Annotated in this window: 3 protein-coding genes and 1 pseudogene; all 4 read right to left on the bottom strand. The window is 42.7% G+C overall.

Annotated elements, in window-relative coordinates:
- Nucleotides 1–194: ISAs1 family transposase (locus tag BEB54_RS27940; RefSeq protein WP_032346920.1), on the bottom strand; the 194-nt coding region annotated here is incomplete at its 3' end.
- A gap of 149 nt (nt 195–343) precedes the next feature.
- A pseudogene (locus BEB54_RS27945) lies at nt 344–442 on the bottom strand (hypothetical protein); the annotation flags it as partial.
- 76 nt (nt 443–518) lie between these two features.
- Nucleotides 519–968: an RHS element protein dsORF-h1 gene (locus tag BEB54_RS27950; protein WP_032183280.1), complete on the bottom strand. Its 450-nt coding sequence runs from the start codon at nt 966–968 to the stop codon at nt 519–521.
- A gap of 11 nt (nt 969–979) precedes the next feature.
- Nucleotides 980–1980, bottom strand: a 1001-nt coding sequence (locus tag BEB54_RS27955) for an RHS repeat-associated core domain-containing protein (RefSeq protein ID WP_172953792.1), incomplete at its 5' end; no start/stop codon positions are given.

Raw genomic sequence — 1980 nt, forward strand, 5'->3', positions numbered from 1 at the left:
TCAAAATCACCATATTGCTTCAAAAAATCGAGATGTGTTTCCCCAAAATCCTCTATATCTTCCCAGCCTTCTGCACCCGAAATAACGGCGCAAATAGTCAACAGTAGAATATCCGATAATTTATGTTCCACTTTCCAGGCTTGTCTGTAATCGGGGATAATAGAAATATGTCCCATCAATTTTTTAAGTTCCATTTTGTTCTCCTTAATTATGTAAGGAGTATTTGATCATGTATAAGCAATAAAAAACAGCTTCAGGTAATGAGGAATATCTCAATTTTTAAACATAAAATGCGAATTGTTTAGTACAAAAAAGCAGCGTTACGTGATCTTTCCCTGCCAGCCCCTCCGGGTTGACCTGCTCCGTCACCCGCAGAACCCTGCACAATATCCAGTCCCTTGCAGGTCATATCACCCTGCCGCGCCGCCGGTTTTCCGCTCATGGTTTATTCCTTTTCTTTTACCTTACATGGCCATACAAATAGTTACCTATACTGTCTTTGAATATTGCCCTATCATTTAAAGCCCACCTAATTTTTGCGACAGCAAAGGGATTTCTTTTTTAATCCAATCTATCATTTCATTTTTTTTAAAACATACGTTAATGCCATTCACACTTCCACATTCACCAAAAGCATCAAAATAAATTTCACATTTATTATTGCCTTTCGAAATGATGCTAACCCCCCATCTTATATTGTTATATTTTTCTTTTCTGAAATACTTCATTTGCAATAAATCAATTATCTTACCCGCATAGAGATCGCTAAGTTCATTCACCACCACTTTATATCTGTATATTTCATTAAGACCTTCCTTGCTAAGCGGAACTAACGTGGTAACATACGATGGAAGATTAACTACCTCTATCGTTTTCACGCTATCTATTCCACACAATTCATTCACTCGCCCCATCCCCAATACCGAACCAGAAAATAGAGACAATAAAACCATCAAATATTTCATCATAAAAAACCTCACTATTCTGGCGTACCCGTTATTGTCATCGTCTGCAACGGTCCATCCACCCGATAAAAAGGCAGTCCACTATGAGCTCCTCTGACACACTCATCTAAAGTTTTCGCCGCACGCGATTCAATTATTGTAATAACCCTTGCCTCTTCTTTATTATCATATTTCTTATCCGTCCGACTTAAAAGAGCCATGAAATTTTCTTTATCAAGAAGGTAATACTGTGCATGTGCAAACTCATGCCCCAAACCTAATGCAGGCGATTGTGATTTCGAGTTTAATTCAGTTGAACAAAATAAAGACGCTCTACTATTCCAATATATCGTCATATTATTCGAATTAAATCTACCATTGGCTCCTTCAATATACTCTATATTTATAGTTTCTTCAGAACTTGATAAAAAATCTATAGCATCTTTCATTCGTGAATCTTTTTCTAAATACTTAACAGCCTGATTAAAATCACTTGGATCACCATTAACCTCGAATTTTAAACCCAAAGAATCTATAAACCGAACAGGGTTTAATGGATATTTATACAGATTCCATTCACCTCTTAGCCCGATTGGATCCTGCGTGATATACCTCCCCTGCAACGGGTCATAGTACCGGTGACGGTTGTAGTACAGCCCCGACTCCTCATCATACTGCTGCCCTGGCAGACGGTACGGCTGTTGCAGGTGCTCCGGGTTTTCCTCTCCCAGCAGGTTTCCCCACTCGTCATACTCCCCGCGCCACGCCGTTTCCCCTTCCGGGCTGATAAGCGCCTGCGGCAGCCCACGGTGGTCACAGTGGTAAAGATGAAGTTTCCTCTCCGGGATATATTCCGCTTCCATCTGCGCCGCCATCTGCTCCGGCGTCAGCCCGCACTGCGCAAGCCATGCTTCACTCTCCGCACTCACCGCACCCGCGCGCAGTTCCCGCTCCAGCCTCCCCAGCATCACCGCCAGCTCCGCCGGGAGCGTCACACCCGTGTCCTCCTGCAACACCTCCGCCAGGCTACGGTGCC

This window comes from Escherichia sp. MOD1-EC6021 (assembly GCF_002965245.1).
Lineage (GTDB): Bacteria > Pseudomonadota > Gammaproteobacteria > Enterobacterales > Enterobacteriaceae > Escherichia > Escherichia coli_F.